Annotated in this window: 22 protein-coding genes and 1 tRNA gene; 13 read left to right on the forward strand and 10 right to left on the reverse strand. The window is 66.9% G+C overall.

Going from position 1 to position 19,937, the window contains the following annotated elements:
* Positions 1-100 precede the first annotated feature (100 nt).
* Positions 101-176 (forward strand) — tRNA-Ala (locus WFP78_RS06170).
* 259 nt (positions 177-435) lie between these two features.
* Positions 436-822, forward strand: coding sequence for a DUF4168 domain-containing protein (locus tag WFP78_RS06175; RefSeq protein ID WP_336959777.1), 387 nt, complete (start codon positions 436-438; stop codon positions 820-822).
* Positions 823-989: 167 nt separating this feature from the next.
* Here WFP78_RS06175 and WFP78_RS06180 read toward each other — a convergent pair whose 3' ends face one another.
* On the reverse strand, positions 990-1,391 hold the full coding sequence (locus tag WFP78_RS06180; protein ID WP_419722923.1) for a MerC domain-containing protein: 402 nt from the start codon (positions 1,389-1,391) through the stop codon (positions 990-992).
* A gap of 134 nt (positions 1,392-1,525) precedes the next feature.
* Between WFP78_RS06180 and WFP78_RS06185 the strand changes: the two genes are divergently transcribed.
* The 6 genes from WFP78_RS06185 to WFP78_RS06210 all read left to right on the forward strand — a co-directional run bounded on the left by WFP78_RS06185 (position 1,526) and on the right by WFP78_RS06210 (position 6,078).
* Positions 1,526-2,590 (forward strand): COX15/CtaA family protein, encoded by a 1,065-nt coding sequence (locus WFP78_RS06185; RefSeq protein WP_336959778.1) that lies wholly within the window; start codon positions 1,526-1,528, stop codon positions 2,588-2,590.
* Positions 2,587-2,925 (forward strand): divalent-cation tolerance protein CutA, encoded by a 339-nt coding sequence (cutA, locus tag WFP78_RS06190; protein ID WP_336959780.1) that lies wholly within the window; start codon positions 2,587-2,589, stop codon positions 2,923-2,925. Before WFP78_RS06185 ends, cutA begins: the two co-directional genes overlap by 4 nt.
* A 133-nt stretch (positions 2,926-3,058) precedes the next feature.
* Positions 3,059-3,538 (forward strand): 50S ribosomal protein L13, encoded by a 480-nt coding sequence (gene rplM, locus WFP78_RS06195; RefSeq protein WP_336959782.1) that lies wholly within the window; start codon positions 3,059-3,061, stop codon positions 3,536-3,538.
* Complete coding sequence (gene rpsI, locus WFP78_RS06200) at positions 3,538-4,062, forward strand: 30S ribosomal protein S9 (protein WP_336959784.1); 525 nt, start codon at positions 3,538-3,540, stop codon at positions 4,060-4,062. The genes rplM and rpsI overlap by 1 nt, the downstream gene beginning before the upstream one ends.
* A gap of 85 nt (positions 4,063-4,147) precedes the next feature.
* Positions 4,148-4,327, forward strand: a complete 180-nt coding sequence (locus WFP78_RS06205) for a hypothetical protein (protein WP_336959785.1) — start codon at positions 4,148-4,150, stop codon at positions 4,325-4,327.
* A gap of 515 nt (positions 4,328-4,842) precedes the next feature.
* Positions 4,843-6,078 (forward strand): MFS transporter, encoded by a 1,236-nt coding sequence (locus WFP78_RS06210; RefSeq protein ID WP_336959787.1) that lies wholly within the window; start codon positions 4,843-4,845, stop codon positions 6,076-6,078.
* 21 nt (positions 6,079-6,099) lie between these two features.
* On the opposite strand, the gene WFP78_RS06215 is transcribed toward WFP78_RS06210, so the two are convergent.
* The 3 genes from WFP78_RS06215 to WFP78_RS06225 are packed head-to-tail and all read right to left on the reverse strand — an operon-like array spanning position 6,100 to position 8,665.
* Positions 6,100-7,389, reverse strand: coding sequence for a dipeptidase (locus WFP78_RS06215; RefSeq protein ID WP_336959789.1), 1,290 nt, complete (start codon positions 7,387-7,389; stop codon positions 6,100-6,102).
* 32 nt (positions 7,390-7,421) lie between these two features.
* Positions 7,422-7,826: a hypothetical protein gene (locus WFP78_RS06220; protein WP_336959790.1), complete on the reverse strand. Its 405-nt coding sequence runs from the start codon at positions 7,824-7,826 to the stop codon at positions 7,422-7,424.
* Positions 7,823-8,665, reverse strand: a complete 843-nt coding sequence (locus WFP78_RS06225) for a diacylglycerol/lipid kinase family protein (protein WP_336959792.1) — start codon at positions 8,663-8,665, stop codon at positions 7,823-7,825. The genes WFP78_RS06220 and WFP78_RS06225 overlap by 4 nt, the downstream gene beginning before the upstream one ends.
* A 140-nt stretch (positions 8,666-8,805) precedes the next feature.
* Between WFP78_RS06225 and WFP78_RS06230 the strand changes: the two genes are divergently transcribed.
* Positions 8,806-9,642, forward strand: a complete 837-nt coding sequence (locus WFP78_RS06230) for an NTP transferase domain-containing protein (protein WP_336959795.1) — start codon at positions 8,806-8,808, stop codon at positions 9,640-9,642.
* Here WFP78_RS06230 and WFP78_RS06235 read toward each other — a convergent pair.
* On the reverse strand, positions 9,631-11,019 hold the full coding sequence (locus WFP78_RS06235; RefSeq protein ID WP_336959797.1) for a lipopolysaccharide biosynthesis protein: 1,389 nt from the start codon (positions 11,017-11,019) through the stop codon (positions 9,631-9,633). The two genes, WFP78_RS06230 and WFP78_RS06235, sit on opposite strands and share 12 nt — an antisense overlap.
* 91 nt (positions 11,020-11,110) lie before the next feature.
* Here WFP78_RS06235 and WFP78_RS06240 point away from each other — a divergent pair, with 91 nt between their 5' ends.
* Complete coding sequence (locus WFP78_RS06240; RefSeq protein WP_336959798.1) at positions 11,111-11,875, forward strand: phosphocholine cytidylyltransferase family protein; 765 nt, start codon at positions 11,111-11,113, stop codon at positions 11,873-11,875.
* A gap of 70 nt (positions 11,876-11,945) precedes the next feature.
* On the opposite strand, the gene WFP78_RS06245 is transcribed toward WFP78_RS06240, so the two are convergent.
* From WFP78_RS06245 to WFP78_RS06265, 5 genes are all read right to left on the reverse strand, one after another.
* Positions 11,946-12,905, reverse strand: a complete 960-nt coding sequence (locus tag WFP78_RS06245; RefSeq protein WP_336959800.1) for a transglutaminase-like cysteine peptidase — start codon at positions 12,903-12,905, stop codon at positions 11,946-11,948.
* 490 nt (positions 12,906-13,395) lie between these two features.
* Positions 13,396-14,058 carry a hypothetical protein gene (locus WFP78_RS06250; RefSeq protein WP_336959802.1) on the reverse strand — a complete coding sequence of 221 codons (663 nt, stop codon included), beginning with the start codon at positions 14,056-14,058 and terminating at the stop codon, positions 13,396-13,398.
* A gap of 359 nt (positions 14,059-14,417) precedes the next feature.
* Complete coding sequence (locus tag WFP78_RS06255; RefSeq protein ID WP_336959804.1) at positions 14,418-14,873, reverse strand: HIT family protein; 456 nt, start codon at positions 14,871-14,873, stop codon at positions 14,418-14,420.
* Entirely contained in the window at positions 14,870-15,982 is a 1,113-nt protein-coding gene (locus WFP78_RS06260) for a CDP-alcohol phosphatidyltransferase family protein (protein ID WP_419722924.1), read from the reverse strand. Before WFP78_RS06260 ends, WFP78_RS06255 begins: the two co-directional genes overlap by 4 nt.
* Entirely contained in the window at positions 15,982-17,070 is a 1,089-nt protein-coding gene (locus tag WFP78_RS06265; protein WP_336959807.1) for a glycosyl transferase, read from the reverse strand. The genes WFP78_RS06260 and WFP78_RS06265 overlap by 1 nt, the downstream gene beginning before the upstream one ends.
* A gap of 196 nt (positions 17,071-17,266) precedes the next feature.
* Between WFP78_RS06265 and WFP78_RS06270 the strand changes: the two genes are divergently transcribed.
* From WFP78_RS06270 to zapE, 3 genes are read left to right on the forward strand one after another with little or no spacing between them, the layout of a single operon-like run.
* Positions 17,267-18,055 (forward strand): succinate dehydrogenase iron-sulfur subunit, encoded by a 789-nt coding sequence (locus tag WFP78_RS06270; RefSeq protein WP_336959808.1) that lies wholly within the window; start codon positions 17,267-17,269, stop codon positions 18,053-18,055.
* Positions 18,056-18,102: 47 nt separating this feature from the next.
* Positions 18,103-18,531 carry a PaaI family thioesterase gene (locus WFP78_RS06275; RefSeq protein WP_336959810.1) on the forward strand — a complete coding sequence of 143 codons (429 nt, stop codon included), beginning with the start codon at positions 18,103-18,105 and terminating at the stop codon, positions 18,529-18,531.
* Positions 18,528-19,640: a cell division protein ZapE gene (gene zapE, locus WFP78_RS06280; RefSeq protein ID WP_336959812.1), complete on the forward strand. Its 1,113-nt coding sequence runs from the start codon at positions 18,528-18,530 to the stop codon at positions 19,638-19,640. Before WFP78_RS06275 ends, zapE begins: the two co-directional genes overlap by 4 nt.
* The last annotated feature ends 297 nt before the right edge of the window (positions 19,641-19,937 follow it).

A 19,937-nucleotide genomic window follows, 5' to 3' on the forward strand; every position in this document is an offset into this window, starting at 1 on the left:
CGAGGCGCTGCTCGACTAAAGGCAGCGCCTCCAAAGCGAACCACCCCATGGTTCGCCACCGGACCGCACCCCCTTCCCAGTGGGTGCATATGATGGTTTCGGGGCCTTAGCTCAGCTGGGAGAGCGCCTGCATGGCATGCAGGAGGTCAGCGGTTCGATCCCGCTAGGCTCCACCATCCTCCCCCCCCCCCTCCTCGCTTCTCTATGATCGTATCGTGGCGGCCGGCGGCATCCGCGCCGCGTCCGTATCGATTCTCTCCCCCGGTCTCCAGGGGGTGTTACCCGATCGTTACCCAGGCGATCGACAGGGGCCGATTCGCGGCGGGGCGAGGGCGCGCGACCGATGGCCGCCGCTATGGCACGCGCCATCGAAATTTTCTTGATTGTGTCCGTTCAGCCACCAGCGTGCGCCTTTTCAAGGCAAGGAGAAGCATGTTGCTCAATTCGTTCAAGATTGTTCTTTCGACGCTGGCTGTCGCCTCGGTTTCGCCCGCGCTCGCCCAGACGGCCGCGCCGTCTTCGCCCGCTCCGGCAGCGGCTGCGCCTGCACCGGCCGCCGGAAACTACACCGAGGACGAACTGAAGAAATTCGCTGCGGCTGCCATCGAGATCAACAAGATCCAGGACGACGCGGCGATCACCGCGGCGGACAAGCAGCCCAAGATGCTGGCGGCGGTGCAGGCGAGCGGCCTCGATCCGAATCGCTTCAACGAGATCGCGACGGCGGCACAGTCCGACCCGAGCCTGCAGCAGAAGATTTCCGCCGCTGCCGCACCGCCGGCCGCTGCCGCGCCCGCAGCCCCGGCTGCACCGGGCCAGTAACGGGCCAATAAAGCGATCTTGGCTCCGGCATGGAGAGGCCGGAGCGCGATTGTGCCGATCCTGCCATCCGTCCGCCATGCCGGCCCTGCCGGGGTGGCGGATTTCGGGTGGCGGGATTTGTCTGATGGAAAAGATGCAGGGAAAAGGGGCTTGGGGGAAAGCGCCGTTCAGTGCCCGGCCCGGCGATTGAGGTCGTGGCCCAGCGCCAGCAGGGCGACACCGAAGATCGTATAGAGGCTTTCTTCCGACCCATGGGGCAGCGAGAGCGCGCCTGCCATCACGCCAAGGCCCAGCGATCCGATCGCGGCGGGCATCATGAAACCATGGCTGAAAATGCCATGGCCAAGCGCAACGGCCCCCAGCACGATAGCCAGCATCAGGCCGGCTTCATGGAACAGGGGATTGCCCAGCAGTCCGCCGGCCGATGCCATCAGGCCCAGCAGCGCGGCGGTGGCGATGCAGTGCGCGACGCACAAGCCGGACAGCCCGACCGCCAGCCGATCGAACAGCCCGCGCGCCAGCGCATCCTTCAGGAAATTGGGGGTGGTCGTCTCCATGCTGGCAGACATGTAGGCGCTGTTTTGCAAAGATACAATATATCATCCGCACTTTTTGCGATGGGCTGGACGCCGCTTGCGCGTGTGCCCGCATGGCCGCGCGATCCCGCTTGAAACTGCCCGGGGACAGGCGCAATAGCGCGGTCATGGCTGTTACTTCCGCATCGTCGTCGGCCTTTGCCGGCAGTTACAAGGCCCGGCCGCTGGCGATTGCGCGCTGGCTGCTTGTCGTGGCCGCGCTCGTGTTCCTCATGCTGGTGGTCGGCGGGATCACGCGGCTGACCGAATCGGGGCTGTCGATCACCGAATGGAAGCCGGTGACGGGCGCGCTGCCGCCGCTGACCCATGGCCAGTGGATGGACGCTTTCCGCAAATATCAGCAGATCCCCGAATATCGGGAAATCAACCGGGGCATGAGCCTTTCCGCCTTCCAGTTCATCTTCTTCTGGGAATGGGCGCACCGGCTGCTGGGGCGGTTGATCGGCCTTGCCTTTGCCGCGCCGCTGCTCTGGTTCGCATGGCGTCGCGCGATTCCCGCCGGCTATGGCCCGCGCCTGCTCGCCCTGTTTGCGCTGGGCGGGCTTCAGGGCGCGATCGGCTGGTGGATGGTGGTGTCCGGCCTGTCGGTGCGCACCGACGTCAGCCATTATCGGCTTGCCGTCCACCTGCTGACCGCGCTGTTCATCATCGCGGGGCTGGTGTGGACCGCGCTCGACCTCTTCCTGCTGGCCCGCAATCCCTCCGCCAAACCGTCGCGCCTGACCGGATTTGCCGTGCTCGCCGCGCTGGTGCTGCTGGTGCAGCTGCTCTTCGGCGCCTTCACCGCCGGGTTGGATGCAGGCTATGTCGCGAGCGACTGGCCGCTGATGAACGACCATGTCTTCCCGCAAGGCGTGCAGTGGCTCGGCTCCGGGCTCGGCGCGCTCTGGGCGACAGTGAGCAGCGATCCGTTCCTCGTCCACTTCATCCATCGCTGGTGGGCGTGGGTGACGGCGGCGGTGCTGATCCTGCTGGCCCGCCGGGCGAAGGGCAAGGGCGTGCGCGGCGCCTCCATCGCCATCAACGCGGCGGTGGGAACACAGGTGGCGCTGGGCATTGCCACGGTGATGAGCGGCATCGCGCTGCCGCTGGCGGTGCTGCACCAGGCGGTCGGCGCGCTGGTGGTGGCCTCCACCGCCTGGGGCGCGCACGCCGTCGGCCGCCGGCGGTGAACGGCGGCGATCTCGTCATCGTCTATGCGCTCTACGGGAGCGAAGACGCTGCCGACGATGCCGCCCGCGATGCGGTGGAAAGCGGCCTTGCCGCCTGCGCCAATCGCCTCGCGCCCTGCCAGTCGACCTATCGCTGGGAAGGGGCGGTGGAGCAGGCGGCCGAAATAGCCGTGCTGTTCAAGACGAGCGCATCCGCGCGCGACGCGCTGATGGCGCGGTTGGCGGCGGGGCATGATTATGACGTCCCGGCGATCCTCTCATGGGCGGTCGATGCCGTGCATCCGCCCTATCTCGCCTGGGCCCTGGCACAGGTGACGGCGGCCCGATCCGGTTGACGGTATTCAGATACCCGTCAGCAAAGCCGCGCATTCTCTTGACTTCCAGGCGATTCGTCGTCATTAGCGCGCATCTTCCGGCGTGCCTTCGGGCTGTCGGTCCCGATATCATTTTGAAGTGGAGTATCGCCCCATGAAGGCGCTGATGAAGACCACGAAGCCGGCGACCCCGGCGACGGTCGACAAGAAGTGGCTGCTGATCGATGCGGAAGGGCTGGTTGTCGGCCGTGCTGCGTCCATCATCGCCAACATCCTGCGCGGCAAGCACAAGCCGAGCTTCACCCCCCACATCGATTGCGGTGACAATGTCATCGTCATCAATGCGGCGAAGGTGAAGTTCACCGGCAAGAAGCTGACCGACAAGATCTATTACAAGCACACCGGCTATGCCGGCGGCATCAAGGAAACCACGCCTGCCAAGGTGCTGGAAGGCCGCTTCCCGGAGCGCGTTCTGGAAAAGGCGATCGAGCGCATGATCCCGCGCGGTCCGCTTGGCCGCCAGCAGATGCGCAACCTGCGCATCTTCGCCGGCACCGAGCATGCCCATGAAGCCCAGAACCCCGAAGTGCTCGACCTCGCGTCGCGCAACCGCAAGAACAAGGTGGGTGCATAATGTCCGATAACCGCCAGTCCCTGTCCGACCTCGCCGACATCGCTGCCGGCGCCACGGTCGACGCACCTGTTGCCGTCGATGCACCCATCGCACCGGCCGCGCCCACCATGCCGCTGCGCCAGCAGGAAATCGACAGCCTCGGCCGCGCCTATGCGACCGGCCGCCGCAAGGATGCCGTTGCCCGCGTGTGGGTGAAGCCCGGCACCGGCAAGATCACGGTCAACGGCCGCGATCAGGAAATCTATTTCGCACGCCCCACGCTGCGCCTCGTCATCAACCAGCCCTTCGGCGTCACCGACCGCAATGGTCAGTATGACGTGATCGCCACCGTCAAGGGCGGCGGTCTGTCGGGTCAGGCCGGCGCCGTGAAGCATGGCATCGCCCAGGCGCTGACCAAGTACGAGCCTGCCCTGCGCAGCACGGTGAAGGCAGAGGGTTTCCTGACCCGCGACAGCCGCACCGTGGAGCGCAAGAAGTACGGCCGCGCGAAGGCCCGCAAGAGCTTCCAGTTCTCGAAGCGCTGATTTCGGGACGATTGCGAATATGGAATGGGGCGGTCTTCGGGCCGCCCTTTTTCTTTTTTGGCCCTGTTTTGGGAAGGTTTGAGCGATGGCGGAACGGTTCGAACGGCACAAGCAGCCCTGGACCAGCGATGAGCTGCAAAAGCTGCATATGCTGGTGAAGAAGGGCATGGCGCTGAAGGCGATCGCCAAGGCACTGACCCGCAGCGAGGAATCGGTCAAGGATCGCGCCCGGCTGGACGGCATCAAGATCGCCAAATTGCGCTGAGGAAAAGGCTCGCAAGCGCGGGAGGCGCCGATATCCGGGGGCATGCCCTTGTGGAGAAAGCGCGCGGCGATGGTCCTTTCCCTTTGCAACGATGCGGGCTTTTGCGGCGAGCAGGCCGTGCCTCCCGTGGCGCGATAGGCTCGGGGCGGAGTGAGGCAATGCTTTGCCGGATGCGCGCGGTTGCCGACGCCCCAGGTCTTGATCGGGGGGCGAGTTGGATTGAACGCGCGGACCTCCGGGCCCGTCCCCCGCCGCTTCCGCCTGCCCGCCATTCCAGCATTGGGAGTGTGCCGCGTTCCATCTGGTGCAGGCCGCGCGCTCCAGCTTTTGTCATCGCATAGATTTTGCGGGAACGCCGTTCAACGCCGCTAAAACCGGTTCCCCCTTTTTCGCGCAGCGCTCCACGCCCACATGCCCGATGCATCCCGCGTCCACCCGAATGCAGCTTTTGCACCCGCGCGGGTCTTGCATCTGTAAGCCATTGGCGACACATGCTTGTTGCAATGCAACATTCCATGCCTGTTTCGCCCTCCGGTGCCTCCGCGCCGGTGGAGGCTTCCACGCTTGACCGGCATGTGCCCGTCGGCCTCGTCCTGCTCGCGCTGGCGACGGGCGCCTTTGCCATCGGCACCACCGAATTTGCGGCGATGAGCCTGCTGCCCTTCTTCGCGAAGGGGCTTGCGATCGACGAGCCGACCGCCGGCCATGTCATCAGCGCCTATGCGCTGGGCGTGGTCGTGGGCGCGCCGGTGATCGCGGTGCTGTCCGCGCGGCTCTCCCGCCGGTCGCTGTTGCTGGGGCTGATGGCGCTTTTTGCCGTGGCCAACGGGCTGACGGCATTTTCGCCGAGCTATCACTGGATGCTGTTCTTCCGCTTTCTGAGCGGCCTGCCGCACGGCGCCTATTTCGGCATCGCCGCGCTGGTTGCGGCGTCGCTCGTCCCGCCGGGCAAGCGCGCGCAGTCGGTGTCCTATGTGATGACCGGCCTTACCGTCGCGACGATCATCGGCGTGCCCGCGGCCAATGCGCTGGGCCAGTGGATCGGCTGGCGCTGGGGGTTCGGCATCGTCGCGCTGCTGGCGATGACGGCGGTGGCGCTGGTATGGCTCTATGCCCCGCGCGACACGCCCGATCCGAATGCCAGCCCGCTGCGGGAACTGGGCGCGCTCGGCCGCCGGCAGGTGTGGCTGACGCTGGGCATCGGCGCCATCGGCTTTGGCGGCATGTTCGCGGTCTACACCTATCTTGCCTCCACGCTGATGCAGGTGACGGGCGCCGCGCCCGCCATGGTGCCGGTGGTGCTGGTCGTCTTCGGCTTCGGCATGACGATCGGCAATCTGGGCGCGGCCTGGGCGGCGGATCGCTGGCAGATGTGGGCGGTGGCCGGGATGCTGATCTGGAGCGCGGCGATGCTGGCGCTCTATCCGCTGGCGACCGGGCATCTGTGGTCGATGATGCTGATCGTGCTCGCCATCGGCCTGGGCGGCGGGCTCGGCACGCCGCTGCAGACCCGGCTGATGGACGTGGCGGGGGACGCGCAGGCGCTCGCCGCCGCGCTCAATCATAGCGCGTTCAACACCGCCAATGCGCTGGGGCCATGGCTGGCGGGGCTGGCGGTTGCGGGCGGCTATGGCCTGCCGTCGACGGGCCTGGTCGGCTGCGCGCTGGCGCTGGGCGGCCTTGCCGTCTGGGCCGTCGCGATGATCGACCAGCGCGGGCGCTACGATGAGGAAAGGCTGGCCTGCGCCTGAGGCACTGGGAGCGAACTTCCTTTATTTCGTGCCGTCCAGCGCGGCGACCGTGGCCGTTGCGGCGGGCTCGCCTTTCATCGACGCCGCCACCTTTTCCGCCTGTTCCATGACGCGCAGGATGTTGCCGCCGGCGACCTTCGCGATGTCCGTGTCGCTCCAGCCGCGCTTCATCAGTTCGGCGAGCAGCGCGGGGTAGCTGTTGACGCCGCCCTCCAGCCCCGTGGGCAGTTCGCCGATCCCGTCATAATCGCCGCCCAGGCCGACATGGTCGACACCCGCCATCTTCGCGATATGGTCGATATGGTCGGCGACCATGGCGAGGGTGACGACGGGCCTGGGATTGGCCTTTTCCCATGCCTCCAGCGCGGCCTTCGCCTTTGCCGGATCGCCGATATAGAGCCCGCCGAAGGGCGGCGCGTTATAGCGGGCCTGCTCCGCGCTGCGGTTCGCGCCCCACACCCGCCGCGCTTCCGAGACATATTGCGGGGCGAAGTTCACCATCACGATGCCGCCATTGGCCGCGAGCTTCGCCAGCACCGCGTCGGAGACATTGCGCGATGTATCGCACAGCGCCCGCGCGCTGGAGTGGGAGAAGATCACCGGCGCCCGGCTGGCGCCCAGCGCGTCCAGCATCGTCGCCTCGCTCACATGGCTGAGATCGACCAGCATGCCCAGCCGGTTCAGCTCATGCACCACCGCCTCGCCGAATTTCGTCAGCCCGTCATGCTGGGGATTGTCGGTCGCGCTGTCGGCCCAGGCGATGGTCTTGCTATGGGTCAGCGTCAGATAGCCCGCGCCCAGATCCTTGTAGCTGCGCAGCACGGCAAAGCTGCCGTCGATCTGGCCGCCGCCCTCCACGCCCATCATGGAGGCGATGCGCCCCGCCTTGTGCGCCGCGCGCACCTGCGCCGCCGTGGTCGCCAGCTGGAAGTCGGCGGGGTAGCGCGCGACGATCTGCTTCACGAGCGCGATCTGTTCCAGCGTCGCCTTCACCTGATCCAGTTCGGGCATGGTGGCCGAGACATAGACGGACCAGAACTGCCCGCCCATATGGCCGGCGCGCAGGCGGGTGATGTCGGTGTGGTAATCCTTCGGGTCGAGTGTGGTGAGCGTCGTCGTCCAGCGCGCGTCGCCGGCATGGTCGACCAGCGCCTCCGGCCAGTCATTATGGCCGTCGATCAGCGGGGTCTGCGCCAATATCCTGGCCACGCGCGCCGCATAGGGATCGCCCTGGGCGGAGGCGGGGCGGGAGGAGACCGAGACGGAAGCGAGGGAAAGGAGGGCGATGGCGGGGATGAGGGTGCGGATCATGGATCGCGAGCGTAACGGTCATGCCCTTCCTGTCAATCGGCGGGCGCGGGCTTTTCCTCTTCCTCCGCGCGGACATAGGCGCCGCGCCCGTCGGGCGGGATCAGCCGGCCCTCGCTCAGGGTGAAGGCGGCGCTGGCAAAGGGCGGCTCCGGCGCGTCCTTGCTGGGCGTGGACGTCAGCACGACCTTGTCGTCCGCCAGCGTCCAGCGGCCTTCCGCGAACAGGTCGAGCGCCCCATAGACGAGATACCATTGGAAATGGCCGTCCGGCTTCAGCAGCATTTCCGATCCGGTCTCCATCACGCCCTGCAGATAATAATGCCCCGCGACCGATGCGGCAGCGGGCGCCTCGACCGCGGGCGGGCTCTGCGCGCCGCCGGGTCTCCCTGTTTGAGTCGTGGCGACCTGTGCCGCCGCCAGCAGCAATACGCCCATCATGCCGCTTCTCCCGCCGTGGTGACGAAGGCGAGCGGGCAGGGGACGAGGGTGAAGGTGCATGGGCCCCGCGCCGATGCCCGCTCGCCATCCACCAGCAGGCCGATCACATCCTCCCCGCCGATGGTGACTTGCCGCGCGCGCAGCAGCGGCTCGGTCGGGCCGCCCAGGAAGTCGCGGTTCAGCCAGGCAAAGCCATGTTGCAGCAATTCGCCGAAATTGGCGGCCTTGATCCCCGTCGCTTCCAGCATGTCCTGCTGCGGCTCGACGAAGATCGCCTGATAGTGGCCGTCCACGCCCGCGACCGTCATCGGATCGCCGTTCAGCGTCTTGTCCAGCGCCTGAGGCACGGATTTGGCCAGCGCCGCAAGATCGGTGTTGCGCAGGTCTTCGCGCACCGCACCCCAGGCGGTCGTGGGGCCGGCGATGATGCCGACCAGCGATTGCTGCCCGCAACCGCGCGCCTGCATCATCCGCACGGTCTTGAACGGTCCGCCGAGCGCGGCGGCGACGATGGCTTCCGCCTCTCCGTCGCCATGGAGCTTGCGGGCCAGCAGGTTCATCGTGCCGCCCGGAAGGATCAGCAGCGGCCCGTTCCAGGCGCCCTCGTCCGGGCCGAGCCGGTCCACGGCGGCGCTCACCGTGCCGTCGCCGGTGAAGATCGCGATCAGCTCCGGCGCGCCCGCATGCGCCGCCGCCGCGTCGGGCAAGGGCTCCTCGGGCAGGCGGATCGTCCGCGTCACCGGGCGGCCGCCCGCGGCAAAGGCCGCGACGATCGCCTCCACCCGCGCGGGGGCGAAGCTGCCGCTGGCGCTGTTGACGATCAGCCAGGTGCCGCTCATGCGGGGCGCGATCCGGTGCGGGGAGGCATGGCCATGTCTTGCCCCTTTCCCGGCGCCAAGGCAATCTTGGCAGGGGTCGGCGTTGGGGCGCGTGGCAGAAATCGGTTTCTCCCCGCGCGCCACTTGGCTATCGCGGCGCCATGGGTCCGACAGACAGCGCAGCGCCATCCCCTGCAACTCCCGCCGCTGGCCCCGTAGCCGGCCTCACGGCGATCCTGCTGGCGGGCAGCCGGCCGGGGCGCGATCCGATCGCCGATGCCGCGGGCGTCCCCGTCAAGCCGCTGGCGCGCGTCGGCGGCCTGCCGATGATCGACCGGCCCGCGCGCGCATTGCTCGCCCATCCCGCCATCGGCCGCCTCGTCATCCTGACGCAGCAGGCCGATCTGTTCGCGGCGGATGAAGGCACGCGCTGGCTGACCCGGCATCCCGCTATCAGCTTTGCCCAGAGCGGATCGGGCATCTCCCAGTCGCTGCTCGATCTGCTGGACGGCGGGCAGATGCCGCTGCCTCTTCTGGTGACGACCGCCGATCATGTGCTGCTCAACGCCGCCATGCTGGATCAGTTCATCGCGACGGCCCAGGGCGCGGACCTTGCCGTCGGGCTGGTGGAGCGCCGCGTGCTGCTGGCGCATTATCCGCAGTCGCGGCGGACCTGGCTCAAATTCCGCGACGGCTGGTGGTCGGGCGCCAACCTGTTCTGGCTGGGCAGCGACCGGGTGCGGACGGCGCTCGCGCTGTGGCGCACGGTGGAGCAGGACCGCAAGAAGGGCTGGCGGGTGATCGCCGCCTTCGGGCCGCTGCTGTTGCTGGGCGCGCTGCTGCGGCTCTACACGCTGGCGGGCGGGGTCAGGCGGGCGGGGCGCCGCCTTGGCCTCGACGCGCGTCTGGTCGCGATGGCGCAGGCCGAAGCCTGCATCGACGCCGACAAGCCCGACGACATCGCCCTGATCGAAACGATCCTCGCGTCAAGATTTTAACGCGCGCCGGCTGGCCCACAGCATCAGCGCAAAGCCGACGCTGGCGGCGATGCAACTGGCCCAGGCCGCGCCGATAGTGCCGTAACGCGGCATCAGCACCGTCAGCAGGCCGAGCAGCAGCAGCGAACTGACGATGGTGATCCGCAGCGATGCGGAGGCACGCCCCGTCGCCATCAGCAGCGGCGTGAAGCTGACCCCGATCAGGTCGATGGAGGCGCCGATGCCCAGCAGCAGCAACAGCGGATAGGCGCCCAGAAATGCGGGGCCGGACATCAGCCCGATGATCGGCTTGCCCACCAGCACGATCAGCAGCACCGTCGTCGCCCCGCCGATCAGCGCCAGCCGGTTGGTCCGGCGGAACACGGCGCGCAGCTGGCCGCGATCCTCGCCGGCACTCACCCGCGCCAGCTCCACGAAGATGCTGCGCGACAGCTGGCCCGAAATCTTCGTCATCGACTGGCTCAGCTGGTTAGCCAGGCGATAATAGCCCGCGCCCATCGGCCCGGCGAACAGGCCGACCACCAGCACCGCCGCCTGCCGCGCGCCCGCCGACATGGTGGTGGTGAGGTTGGTGGCGGTCAGGAACCCCATCAGGCCCGGATTCTCGCCCCGCGCGCTGCGCACGCTGCCGCCCCGCCACGACCCGATCCGCCCGCGCCCGGCGCGCATCGCCAGCGTCCAGTAAGTCGCGGCGCAGGCCAGCTCCGCCGCGCCCCAGGCGATGAGGAAGGCGGCGATGGACGGCCCGATAAACAGCACCGCCAGCGCGCCGACCATGCGCCCCAGCGGGATCATCGTTTCGGCGATCGCGCCCGCATCGAATCGGTCGAACAGGCGCAATATGCCCGTCGGCGTCGACCGGATGGTGATCAGCATCACCGCGCAGAAGATGAAGGCGCTGCGCGCGATATCGGGCGACCAGCCGAAATGCGGCCCCAGGAACAGCGCGACCCCGGCGGCGATGATGCAGCCGAGCAGGGCGCCGCCCAGATCGATGAGGATGCAGAAGCGGATCAGCCGGTTGAGCGCATTCTCATCCTTCCCCAGCAGATGCGTCTGGCCATAGCGCACGACGATCTGCCAGCTTTCGAAGCTGACGAAGGTGTTGATCGCCTGCGCCGTCGACAGGATCAGCGCGAACCGGCCGAAATCCGCGACGCCCAGCGTGCGGGTGACGATGGCGAGGTAGAAGAGGCTGAGCACGCCGCCAATGCCTTTGCCGCCCAGCAGCCAGCCGGTGTTGCGCAGGATGCGGGAGAAGGCGGCGTTCGCCTCGGTCCCGGATGCGCCCCCGGGCGCAGCCGTGCCCGCCGCATCGGCCCGTAGCGGTTCCGGCGCGCCGCCGGCGGGAGAAGGGGGCTGAGGGTCGCCGGCCATGGCCGCGTATCTAGGGTGCGGACCCATTATTGTCGAGGATCGCCGCCAAGGCATTTTGCGTGGGCGCGCATTGTCGGCTAAGGCGCTGCCCATGTTGAACAAAGCCATCATCCTTTCCGCTGGGCAAGGCTCCCGCCTGCTGCCGCTGACTCGCGACGTGCCCAAATGCATGATCGATTTCAACGGGCGCACCCTCATCAGCTGGCAGGTCGCCGCGCTGGTCGCCAATGGTGTCACCGACATCGTCGTCGTCACCGGCTTCCGCACCGAGCGGGTGGAGGACCATGCGCTGCAGCTCTATCGCGAGACCGGCGCGCGGATCAGGACGCTGTTCAACCCCTTCTTCCAGGTCGCCGACAATCTCGGCACCTGCTGGATCGCAAGGGAGGAGATGGACAGCGACTTCATCATCCTGAACGGCGACACCATCGTTTCGGACGAGATCGTCGCAAGGCTGATTGCGGGCGCGAAGGACGCGATCACCGTCACCGTCGACGTGAAGAGCGGCGATTATGATGATGACGACATGAAGGTGAACCGGGACGAGACCGGCCGCCTGCACGCCATCGGCAAGCGCCTGCTGCCGCATGACACCAACGCCGAATCGATCGGCATGCTGGCCTTCACCGGCGAAGGCCCGGCGATCTTCCGCAACCAGATCGACCAGATGATGCGCACGCCCGAGGGCGTGGAGCGCTGGTATCTGCGCGCCATCGACATCATCGCCAAGGGCAACCGCGTCGGCACCGTCTCCATCGAGGGGCTGGACTGGCAGGAAGTCGATTTCCCGCAGGATGTGGACGCCGCCAACGCGCTGACCGCCCGCTGGGTGGCCGAGGGGCGCTACAGCACATAAGCGGGCGAGGGGCGGCGGCTGGCGGGACGGCCCACGCCTGCCTTTGCATCCATGCCCCCCGATGCGGGAATCAATGGTTCGGCACGCGCGCCCAGCGCATGGGGTCGGCCGGGGATTGCTGGCGAATCCACGTATATCTGGTCTTGCGCCAATGGAGTATCCAGGGCGTTATGCTGTCCAGAACAAAGTCGCCATGTTCGAAACGCACGACCAGCACCGTGTGCAATCCAAGATTGGATTTGTAGACGATGGCATAGAACATGCGACGGGCGGGCATGCCGGCCGCAAGCAATTGCATCCGCTTTTCGATGGCGATATCCTCGCAATCGCCGGATGGATCATGGCGTGCCGGAGGCCGCTGCCAATGATCGGTCTCATTCCGGTGATGCCCGTCCATGGCTCTGCGGACATGGCGGTTCACCTGCCGATTGACCTGTTGCGCCATCTCCCACAGCGCGCTTTCCGTCATCAATGCATGGCCGGGGGTCTGCAGCGTTGCCGGGGCAGCGGGCGCGCCTTGCGCGCACAGCCCCGGCACGCGGCGGCACATCTCGATGAAGCCGACCGGCGGATCGGCGGCCTCACCGGGTGGGATCTGTTCGGAAATGGCCCCGGCCTGCGCCCCGCCGATCGACAATATGGCCAGGAGCATCAGCCGCAATTGCCCGCGCGGCGCGGATATTCCCTCCCCCCGCAGCATGGGGGCCGGCATCGCCCTGCTCGCCGCTTCGGGCGCCCATATCCCGTCCTTCGCCAGGCGTGACGCACACAGGCCGATGCATGTCGCCCGGCCCTGTCTGGCCCAGTCTTGTCCGGCCCAGCCCTGTTCTATCCGGGACTGGCCGGGATGACGGCGCGCGCCGAAGCCATGTCCAGTATGGGAGGGCGGCGGCATGGCCGGGATGACGACATCGGTTGCGCAGCGATATCGCGCGCGACCGGTGATGCTCCGGGCCCTGTATCGACGCTGGGTGCGGGCAGAGAAATGCGCGGCAATGCAGCCATCCATTTCCGCAAGTCCGACGGACATCGGTCCTCTCCTTGCCTGAACAGCGCCAGCGCATGCGCAATGCCGGTAGCCGGAATGAGCATTTGCTCCAGACAACGGCCGATAACTCTCCTGAGCCTGCCTTGATATCATCTGCGATTGGGCAAGTCACGCCGTGAATTCATGGACTTGGCTGGTGTCGCGCCATGCGGGTCAGGCGTGGTCGGGGCCTGTGTCGCATGTGAATTGAACGCATATTTCCTGGAGGCTTCGGCCATGTTCCCAGTCGACCGCGACGCCTTGACCGGCGAACGATCCCGACCGCCTGGGAAGCGCCCTAGGATGGATCGACATTCAACTCTCTTGAATAATTGAACTGTGTTTATTCCAATTCGTCATCTTGAACGTGTTTCAGGATCTATCGCGCCTCCTGAAGCCATCACGCATGTGGAGGAATGGATGCTGAAACACGTTCAGCATGACGATGTTCCTGGCTGTAACCAACCTGCCCTTTTCTGGATGTCGATCCGTCCTAGTCCGTCAGTTTCCCGAAGGGCAGCAGCTTTCGCGCCAGCGCGGCGGCGGCCTTGCCGTTATTGGCGCGCAGGGCGGGCAGGATGGCGATGGCGCCGCGCTTCATCGCCACGTCCAGCGGCGTGGGCGCCGGGGCGAGGGCGGCGGCTTCCGCCCATTTGCGCGCGCCGCCGATATCGCTGCTGTTCAGCCTGATCTGCATCATCGCCGCCAGCCCCGGATAGAAGGCGCGCTGGTTGCCCAGGGCGACGGCGCGGGCCATCGCCGTTTCACCGACCCGCGCCTTCGCGCCCAGCATCGTGCGGGCCATGAAGCCGCCCAGCTGGTCGATGGCGTCGAGGTGCCAGCCGGCGATCACCATCTGCGCTTCGGCATCGCGCGGGTCGCGCGCCGCCAACCCTTCGAAGATCCCCAGCGACGCGCGGGCGTCCGACCGGCTGAGCGTCAGCTTCGCGCGATAGCCGATGGCGACGCCGCGCTGCAATGTCGCCTCCCGGTCGCCGGGGCGGCTGGCCAATATCCGGTCGGCCGCGGCGAGCGCCTGCCCGATCAACGCCAGCGCCCTGGCCTTGTCGGCGGCCTGGAAGGCGGCGGCGGTCAGCAGTTCGCGGGGTGTGTCCGCCATGGCGGCGGCCGGGGCCAGGGCGATCGTTGCGGCCATGCAGGCCGCTGCCGGGCGAAAAAATATCGGCCAAAGACATATCGAACGGAACAGGATCAGGCGGAAAATGGCCATGGTGATCGGCACGCGGGGCTCCTGCTGGGTCCGGCAACCGGAACGCCCGGTGACAGCACTGGTTCTCGCAGCGACCGATGCCTGAACGCCCAGCAATAGCTATCGTCGCCCGGGCCCATGTCAACGCCGACATGATGCCGGGCCCTGCGAAAAGGGCGATGGCGCCGCCCAGCTTGCACCATTTTGAACGGAGCTGCGCCTGTCCGGGCCGGCCACGTGCCCAAAGCCAGCACGCAAGCCGCTGTCATGCCCCCGCGATCACGCCTTCCCGCCCCTTGCCGGCGTCAGGCGAAATGGGGGGCGATCCATGCGCGCAGCCTGTCGATCTGCGCCTCGTCCAGCCTCACCGCCTGGCCCAGATTGGGCTGGCCCGGCCATCCCGCATCGGTCACGGCGATGCCGGCCGCCTCCCGTTCGCCTTCATAGCGGGGCAGGATGTGGAAGTGGACATGCGGGTCCACCATCATCAGCATCAGATAGTTGATCCGGTCATAGCCGACCGCGGCCTTCAGCGCCCGTTCGATGTCGCGGGTGACGGTCGCCAGTTCCGCATGGGCGCCCGCGGGCAGGTCGCCGAAGGCCGTCGCCTCGCCCTTCGCCGCCAGCACCAGCGCGCCCAGCACCGGCTGGGCCGGGCGCAGCAGCACGACCCAATGATCGTAGTCCCGCAGGAGCGTGGCGGGATGGCCGAACTTCGCCATGGTGGCGTTGGCGGTGGCGTTGGCGGGCGTCCCGCTCATGCCGGCTGCTCCAGCCAGCTCGCGATCGCTACGCCGTGCCGCCGCGCCGCATAGGCCTGCGCCAGCCGCACCGCATGGACGACCAGCGAGATCACCGTCCACCACGCCAGCGCCAGCAGGCCGATATCGGGCCGCGCGAACAGCATCGCCACGAACAGGATCACCATGTTCGGGTTCCGCCGCGCGGTGATCAGGCGGAACCATGTGTCGAACCGCTGCCAGACATGGATGTCCATGCCGAAATCCTTGATGAACATGCCCTCGATCAGCCGCTGCAGCACATAGCCGACGATCACCGCCGCCATTACCAGCACGAAATCCTGGGTCGGGAGCGCAAGGCCATGGGCGGCCAGGCCCACGCCCCAGAAATACCACCAGAAGGGCGGGTGGACGAGGTCGACGCCATGGTCGATCACATTGCCCCATCTGGACGCGGTGATGGTGCAGCGGGCGAGCTTGCCGTCCACCGTATCCAGCACCATGAAGATGAAGCCGGCGAGCATGCCCGTCCAGTAGAGCCCCTGCGCGAACAGGAAGGTCGCAAGCAGGCACAGCGTGATGCCGATCATGGAGACCATGTTCGGCGTCATCCGCAACTGTGCCGCGCCGCGCGTCAGGATCAGCGCCAGTTCGGGCCAGAGATATTTGGTCAGCAGGTCGGTCACGCCCTTATAGGCGCCGAAATAGCTCTGCCGCTCGATCGCCTTGCGCGTCGCGGGGGTCAGCGCGCTGACGAAGGGCTGTTCCAGCTTGCGCAGCTGCTTGTTGTAGAGCTTCCGTCCATCGGACAGGTCGATGATGTTGGCGGCGGCGGCCCCCATAGCGGTGGCTGCAAGCGGATCGGCGTCGACCGGCAACTGGCCGACGATGGGTGTCGTCCCCAGCGTGAACAGCGTGCCCGGCTCGGCAATGGCCAGCCGCAGCAGCAGCGGATCGAACACATAGGCAAGGTTGAAGACCAGCGCATGGCCGTCGGCCAGGCGGTCGCCGCCCTTGGCCGCGCCTTCGGCCATGCGCCGCGCGCGCTCGGCATTGGGCATGCCCCAGATCGGCGTATCGTTGCTGCCGATCAGGCGGATGGGGCCAAGGGTGGTCGCTACGTCCTGCATCAGGCGCGGCCTCCTGCGGGGGAGCCCTTGGCAAAGGCAAGGATGGCGTCGGCCTGGCGACGGGAGGCGGGAATGGGGGCGGTGTCGATGGAATGGCGCATGGCGGCCTCCTGAGCATCTTGGAAGGCGGGTTGCAAGGCCTGCGCGCGGTCGAGCGCGGCCTGGAGATCGTCCGCCGACTCGATCACCTGCCCCAGGCGCCAATGGGCAAAGGCCTCGTCGCCCGCCCAGTCGACATGGTCGAGGTTGAGGAAAATGCAGGGGCGGGGCGTCAGCAGGAACTCATAGACCTGGCTGCTGGCGTCGCCCAGATAGACGTCGGCGCTCACCGTATAGCTCATGTCGATGGCATGGCGGCTGCCCATGTCGACTCGCACATGGGGGGCATCGCTGCGGATCGCGGGCACGCGGCCGGCGAGCTTGGTATGGGGGGCGACGATGACGTTCCAGCCCTCCAGCCGCTCGATCGCCGCCAGCATCTGCGGCCCGTGTGTCACCCAGGACGACAGCGCCTTGTCGAAATGCGGGTTGTAGAGGACGACCGGATCGTCATTGGCGAAGAAGCGCTGGCGCTCTGCCATCAGCTCGAACTTGGCATAGCCGCCGACCATGCAATTTTCGGGCGTACACAGTCCCCTGGCGATCATCCGCTTGCGATCCTTCTCGCCCGCGACCAGCGTCAGGTCGAAGGCCGAATGGCGCGCCTTGTATCCGCCCGCCCTGTCTCCCGCGCCATGTTTGATGAGGATCAGCCGGCTGCGGAAGCCCGGCAGCCGGCGCAGGGCCGCGCTGGAGATTTCCGTCGTCACGATGGTGCCGAACCGCGCGATGGTCCGCGCGTTGAGCAGCAGCGTGGCCAGGCGGGAGGGTTGGCGGAACAGGGAATCGGGCATGAAGCCGGCACGCCGCAGCTGCACATGCTTCAACCGGCCTTCGGGGTCGTAGCGCGCCACCAGGTCGTGCATCAGCGGGGAAGGGGAGAGCATGGAAACCTCCACCCCCGGCATCCGCGACAGGGCGAGCGCGGCGGGCAGCCAGTGATAGAGCTGCTGCGCCTCGGCAATGGCAAGAAAGGCGATACGGACCAAGGGCGGCTGAACTCCGGCCGGCGTGGATTTGCGAGGCTTTCGCAACTGCGGCCCCCGCCCGCATGTGCGCGCGGGGGCCGTAAAGTGCAAGGGCCGTCCTTATGCTTCAGTTATGCTGCGTATGCGCTGGACCTTTGCGCATTTTTTGTTATGCGGGCTGCCATCTGTACAAATCCTCCGAGAGGCGTGAAGAGCGATGGCCGAATTTGCGTTGCCAAAGAACAGCAAGATCAGCGGCAAGGGCGTGACCCACAAGGCGCCTGAAGGCGCCGGCAACGTCAAGAGCTTCAAGGTCTATCGCTACGATCCCGACTCGGGCCAGAACCCGCGCTACGACACGTTCGAGATCGACTTGGACGATTGCGGGCCGATGGTGCTCGACGCACTGATCAAGATGAAGAACGAGGCCGATCCCAGCCTCACCTTCCGCCGCTCCTGCCGCGAGGGCATCTGCGGGTCCTGCGCGATGAACATGAACGGCAAGAACGGCCTCGCCTGCACCACGGCGATCGAGGAATGCGGCAGCAAGGACATCCGCATCACGCCGCTGCCGCACATGGACGTGATCAAGGACCTCGTGCCCGACTTCACGCATTTCTATGCGCAGTATAATTCCATCAAGCCCTGGCTGCAAACCGTGTCGCCGCCGCCCTCGGGCAAGGAGCGCCTGCAGAGCCCCGAGGACCGCGAGAAGCTGGACGGCCTGTATGAGTGCATCCTGTGCGCCTGCTGCTCGACCAGCTGCCCCAGCTACTGGTGGAACAGCGACAAGTTCCTTGGCCCCGCCATCCTGCTGCAGGCCTATCGCTGGCTGGCGGACAGCCGCGACGAATATACCGGCGAGCGTCTGGACGAGCTGGAAGATCCCTTCCGCCTGTATCGCTGCCACACCATCATGAACTGCGCGAACGTCTGCCCCAAGGGGCTGAGCCCCGCCAAGGCGATCGGCGAAACCAAGAAGATGCTGGTCGAGCGGCAGCTCTGACGACGGTGCGGGCGGAATCGAGCGCGGAAGCCACGATCGTCCGGCGCGTGTCCGATGGGCCGCGTGCCGGCTGGCTTGAATGGATCGAGCCGGCAAGCGGGACGTTCCTGACGGTGCTTGAGCCGATCTATGCGCGCCCGGAGGGCGAGCGCCGGGCCTGGGTGGAGATGGAGCCCCGGCCCGATCATTGCAACCGGCTCGGGTCGCTGCATGGCGGGTTCTTGGCGGCCTTTGCCGACCATGCCTATTTTTCCGCGATGGCGGCGATCGGGCGCCCGGCGCAGGTCGGCGCGGTGACGGTCGACCTCTCCATGCAATATCTCGCTGCGGGCAAGGCCGGTCAGGTGCTGCGGGCGGATGTCGAGCTGCTGGCGGAGACCGGGCGGCTGCTGTTCCTGCGGATGACGCTGATGCAGGGCGATGTGCCCGTCGCGGCCTCCACCGCCACCCTGCGCAAGGCGCCCGAAGCGCGATGACACATGTTCTCGACCGCTACCGTGAATTGGTCGCCGCGGGGGAACTGCGCGCCGACCCGGATCAGGAAGCCGGCGCCATGCGTCTCGATCAGTTGCAGCGCGAACTGGAGGCGGCGCCGCCGCGCGGTAGCACGCTCTGGAAGATGCTGCGCAAGACGCCGGAGCCGCCGCGCGGCCTCTATATGTGGGGCGGCGTCGGGCGCGGCAAGTCGATGCTGATGGACCTGTTCTTCGACACGGTGAAGGTCCAGCGCAAGAAGCGTGCGCATTTCCACGAATTCATGCTCGACGTGCATGCCCGCCTGGCGGAGGCGCGCAAGTCCGAAAGCGGCGATCCCATCCCGCCCGTGGTCGCGAGCCTGGTGGAGGAAGCGCGGCTGTTCTGCTTTGACGAGATGGTCGTCAACAACATGGCCGACGCGGCGATCATGTCGCGCCTGTTCACCGGCCTGCTCGCTTCGCGCGTGACGATTGTCACCACGTCCAACCGGGCGCCGTCGGAACTCTACAAAAACGGCCTCAACCGCCAGCTCTTCCTGCCGTTCATCGCGCTGATCGAGGACCGGCTGGACGTGATGACGCTGGATGGCCCGACCGATTACCGGCTGGACCGGCTGGGCGGATCGAAGCTGTGGCATGTCCCCAACGGCCCCGAGGCCACGGTGGCGCTGTCCCAGGCCTTTTTCCGCCTGACCGATTATCCGCCGGAAGATCGCGCCCATGTGCCCTCCGAGGAACTGCCGGTGCAGGGCGGGCGCACGCTGCATGTGCCCAAGAGCCTGAAGGGCGTTGCGGTCTTTTCCTTCAAGCGCCTGTGCGCGGAGGCGCGGGGCGCGCCCGACTATCTCGCCATCGCGCGGCGCTATCACAGCGTCATCATCGTGGGCATTCCGGTGCTGGGGCCCGAAAACCGCAATGAGGCGGCGCGGTTCGTGACGCTGATCGACTCGCTCTACGAATATAAGGTGAAGCTGCTGGCGTCCGCCGATGCCGAGCCCACCCGGCTATATCCGACGGGGGACGGCGCGTTCGAATTCGAGCGGACGGTCTCGCGGCTGATGGAGATGCAGTCGGACGACTATCTCGCCCAGGGCCACGGGCCCAAATAACGCACGCACCGGCGCTGCGGCGATGAAATGACCGTCATCGCCATGCCACTTTGCGGCGCGAAAGAACATCGGATCAGGAAAAGAGCGTAGGGTGCCGCCCGAGGAGGCGTTCGGCACCCGACGCAGGAAGCGCTGTCGGGGTAGGGACTCGCGAGGGACTGCGAGTGCTAAAACAGCGTTGAAAGCGCCATTAATGCAATTGCGAATGAATTGCAAAGATAATTTGCCGATGGGTGGCCTGCGCGGTTGAATCCATCGGCTAATGGGCCTAAGCGGTTGCCCAATTCCACGTCACAG

Source organism: Sphingobium aquiterrae (genome assembly GCF_037154135.1).
GTDB lineage: Bacteria > Pseudomonadota > Alphaproteobacteria > Sphingomonadales > Sphingomonadaceae > Sphingobium > Sphingobium aquiterrae.